The 4,151-nt window shown below is 59.4% G+C and carries 5 pseudogenes; 3 read left to right on the top strand and 2 right to left on the bottom strand.

Annotation, left to right across the window (positions count from 1 at the left end):
• Positions 1-393 precede the first annotated feature (393 nt).
• Positions 394-677 (top strand): annotated as a pseudogene (locus AC0L30_RS42420) (P-type DNA transfer ATPase VirB11); the annotation flags it as partial.
• Positions 678-929: 252 nt separating this feature from the next.
• Here the strand turns inward: AC0L30_RS42420 and AC0L30_RS42415 are convergent.
• Positions 930-1,192, bottom strand: a pseudogene (locus tag AC0L30_RS42415) (IS3 family transposase); the annotation flags it as partial.
• A gap of 222 nt (positions 1,193-1,414) precedes the next feature.
• Here AC0L30_RS42415 and AC0L30_RS42410 point away from each other — a divergent pair.
• A pseudogene (locus AC0L30_RS42410) lies at positions 1,415-2,793 on the top strand (IS110 family RNA-guided transposase).
• Between the two features lie 2 nt (positions 2,794-2,795).
• Here the strand turns inward: AC0L30_RS42410 and AC0L30_RS42405 are convergent.
• Positions 2,796-3,051 (bottom strand): annotated as a pseudogene (locus AC0L30_RS42405) (transposase); the annotation flags it as partial.
• Between the two features lie 241 nt (positions 3,052-3,292).
• Between AC0L30_RS42405 and AC0L30_RS42400 the strand changes: the two are divergent.
• Positions 3,293-3,707 (top strand): annotated as a pseudogene (locus AC0L30_RS42400) (transposase); the annotation flags it as partial.
• Positions 3,708-4,151 lie beyond the last annotated feature (444 nt).

The raw sequence follows: 4,151 nt of genomic DNA, 5'->3' as shown, positions 1-4,151 counted from the left end.
TTTTGCAGGGACTGCCCGTATCGGTCAGGACGTCGATATCGGTGTGGTCCGCGTGAACTATCGCTGGGGTGGCGCCGCCGCCACGATATATTGATCTTCGCCAGAACGAAAGCGTTCCTTCACAGGGGGCACGAACAGCCGGATAATCCTGCGCTGCTCGTCTCTCAAGGTAGCAATCATTGATGTAGGTCATTTCCAGAAACTACGTAAGGATTGTCCGTCGTCAGAACATTTGAGACTGATCAGGCGTCTCAAGAAGGGAGGATCTGGCTCATCAGGGGTTAGAGTTTAAGCTGCTTGCGATTGATGCTGCAAGCGGCGGTTTGCGATGGTATTGCGATCGCCTCAGCTCTGCCGAGAGTAAACATCGTCAGGAGTGACGTTGTCGATACTCTCATGATAGCGTGCTTGCGGATACGGCCAGGGGCTCCTGCTGCAGGACCTTCGCGATGGGACGGCGTTCTTCTGTTTGAGGAATATGAACTCCGAATGTCCGGGTCCATCACAACGGTCCATGCCGACAGGCCCGGCTCGCCTTCGAGCAACTGACCTTGTTGGTGAAAGGAAAGCGCGAAGGCCCTGACCTTCATCGCGACGATATCCGCTCGCTGCTGCTTCTTCTTGTCGACGTCATCGTCCAGATGCAGAAGCGAGATGGCCACTACCGCATCTCGTAAATCTATTATAACCCCGTTCGCAAACGCAACCACGCCAATTATACGAGCGATTCCATGAAACCTGCGGTGGAGCGGGTTGAATCAGCGCTGTGTGGCGCGAGCACTGGCCGATGGCCAGCTGGTGGCCCTCGATGATCGTCCGCGACCAGGCAAGGAGCCAACGATCACGCCTGAGGCCAAGGCCTGGCTGGTATCGCTGGCGTGTGACAGGGCCAAAGACCATGGGCTATCCGCATGAGTGAACGACGCGCAGAGCGCCTCTATCCCCATCCGCCGCATCAGCGTCTTGATATGCCGGCGGCCGATCTTGCACCCCTCGGCAGCCAGCAGGCCTCTCAGCATGCGCGAACCGGCGAAGGGAAACTCCAGATGCCGCCATCGAGACACCGCATGGTCGCGAGATCGGCGTCCGGCACCGGGCGCGGCAGGTAATAGACGCTGCCGCGGCTGATCTGCAAAACTTCCGCCTGCCTGGTGATCGATAGATCGAGCCCGCGGTCGATCATCGCAAAAACTGATCTTGGCGCTGCACGCCCCCGGTGGGATAGAAACGAATCGGCGATAGACTGCGTTCGGAAGGGAGCGGCCGATACGATTTGGTGCCATTTAACCCCGTTAAAAAACCTGATCCATGAGCTGTTGCGGACTTGAGAGTGGCGACGCCGCAAAGACGATCCCGTTTAGGAATCTGATCAATTGCGCAGCTCAGCCCTTCTCTGTCAGCAGGAGGATTGCAGATGTACCGCAAGGAGGCGAAGTCCAAGGTCGACCGTACCATGCCCATAGTGCCCCCGAACGCGGCTGCCATCGATGTTGGTGCGACTATGCACATGGCCGCCGTAGGACCTGATCACGCACTTAAGCCAGTACGCAGTTTTGGCACCTTCACGGCTGATCTCGATCAACTGGTAAAGTGGTTTGTGGAATGCGGAGTCGAGACCGTCGTGATGGAATCAACCAGCGTCTACTGGATTCCGATCTTTGAGCTTCTCGATGCACGGGGATTTTCCGTGTTTCTTGTCAACGCGCGCGACGCCAAGCACGTGCCGGGGCGCAAGACCGATGTCAGCGATGCGCAATGGCTGCAGCGGCTCCATTCGTTCGGATTGCTGCGGGCGAGTTTTCGGCCCAAAGGGCCGATTGCGGAGCTGCGAGCCTACGTGCGTCAGCGCGAACGTCTGCTGGAGTACGCCGCCTCACACATCCAGCATATGCAAAAAACATTGACCGAGATGAATCTTCAACTCCACCACGTTGTGGCCGACATCACGGGCGCGACCTGGCCTGCGCATCATTCGCGCGATCCGTGCCGGTGAGCGCGATCCTGAGACGCTGGCGTGCTTGCGCCACTACAGTTGCCACTCCAGTGTCGCGACGATCGCGAAGGCGCTCACCGGAAGCTACCGCGCGGAGCATCTGTTTGCGCTCGATCAGGCACTCGCCCTTTACGACGCGTATCACGAGAAGGCATCTGCCTGTCATGCCCGAATCGAAGGTGTGTTGAAGGAACTCACTATCCATAGGGATCATGATTATGGATCAGCGCCGCCGGTCTCGCGGCGTCGGAAACAGAACCGATCAAGCGAACGCTCTGGCTTTCGACGTCCGCGCGTCCTTGTTTGCGCTGCTCGGAAAGGACGTCACCACCATCACGGTCTCGGTCCTTACCTCTGGCTGAAGCTGATCGCAGAATGCGGCGACGACCTTACCTCTGGCCAAGTGCAAAGCATTTTACCTCCTGGCTGGGCTTGGCACCGAGCAATAAGGTCTCCGGAGGCAAAATGCTCTCGTCCCGAACGCGCCGATCCGGCGGCCGGGCCGCAGCTCTTCTAGGTCTTGCTGCCGTAACCGTCGGACGCACTGATACCGCGCTCGGCGCCATTTATAGAAGACTGTCGTCCCGCATTGGCAAGGCAAGGCAGTCACCGCGACGGCTCGCAAGCTAGCAGTCCTGTTCTATAACGCAGTGCGTCACGGAATGGACTACGTCGATCCCGGGGCCTCGTCCTATGAGACACGCTATCGGACGCGAGTGATCAACAATTTGCACCGACGTGCCAAGGCATTCGGCTTTGTCCTGCACCCCTTGGAACCGGGAGCTGGTGCCGTTTCTTAGGAATCGTTCTCCAGCGTCAGCTCCCCGATCTTGGCATGCAGCGACTCACATCGATCGCAGGCGCCGCCGGCGCAGCGCCGCCAAGTCCAAAAACTCCGGAAGCGCACCCTCCAGCTGCGCCTTCCACGCCGTAATCTGATTGGGGTGGACGCCGAACTGCTCGGCGAGCTGAGCTATCGTCCGGTCCCCCTTGACGGCGGCAAGCGCCACCTTCGCCTTGAAAGCCGGTGTGTGGTTCCGGCGTGCTCGTCTGCTCATCGTCGCTCCTGATTCGCAGGCACCAGCGTGCCCGCTGTCAGGCAGAAACTCCACTTACCGACCTGTTCAAATTTGCAGAGCCGGGATCATGGTCGTGTCCCCGGTGGTGGTGTAGCTCGGTAGCAAAGCCGCCCGGACGCGCCCCCGATAGCGCCGTAGCGGGCGGGCGGCTTTGGCGGTGGTCACCGGCAGTTCTCCGGTAGGATCGGGTTGCGACACGCCAACGCACGAGGAACCAGCGATGACCGACGACATGATGAACCTGCGCACGCTGGTAGAGAAGTCCCCTGACGCCTATCTGCTGCGCGAGATGATCGGCTTTGCCGCCCAGCGTCTGTTGGAGCTGGAAGTGGGAGGCCAGACCGGGGCGGCCTATGGCGAGAAGAATCCCGAACGCCTGGCGAGCGCAACGGTTACCGCGACCGGATCTGGGAGACCCGTGCCGGCGCCGTCGAGCTACGCATCCCCAAGCTGCGCAAGGGCTCCTACTTTCCAGGCTTCCTCGAGCCGCGCCGCATGGCCTAGAAGGCGCTCACCGCCGTGGTGCAGGAGGCTTATGTGCAGGACGTTTCGACCCGCTCGGTCGACGATCTGATGCAGGCCATGGCATGACCGGCATCTCCAAGAGCCAGGTGAGCCGACTGTGCGGCGAGATCCACGCCACGGGACACGATCCAAGTCATCAAATCACTAAAGTCAAGTTACCCCTACCAGCAGGTGCCGCAGCTTCAACTGCCGTAACCCCGACCCACAGACGTACACTCCCGGCGGCAATTGGTGTCTAAATGCAGTCAATGACTTTCGCTCTATTGAAATTTGTGCCGTGGTCGGTGAGAATGTGCCCAGGGGAGGGGCCATGGCCCTTTAATTGCGGACTGATGTCAACTCTCTTTTTGAAGCCATTCGGCAAGACGGTAGCGCTCGGCCCGTTGAAGCGGGTCGGGGTTACGGAGACGGGGCGAGCGCGGCTAGTAGATCGATAGCCAGCTCGGTAGTGTTGGTCGACTAGCCGTCACCTAAATCGTCGTCCGTGAAGAGCGGCTAAGCGATTGAGCTAGGATCGCATTTGACTTTGTGGACTGTTTTTGGAATGCAGGATT

The sequence above is a fragment of the Bradyrhizobium sp. MI1.11 genome (assembly GCF_055811255.1).
The sequence above is the reverse complement of the archived record's forward strand: the minus strand, read 5'-3'. Positions and strand labels throughout refer to the sequence as shown.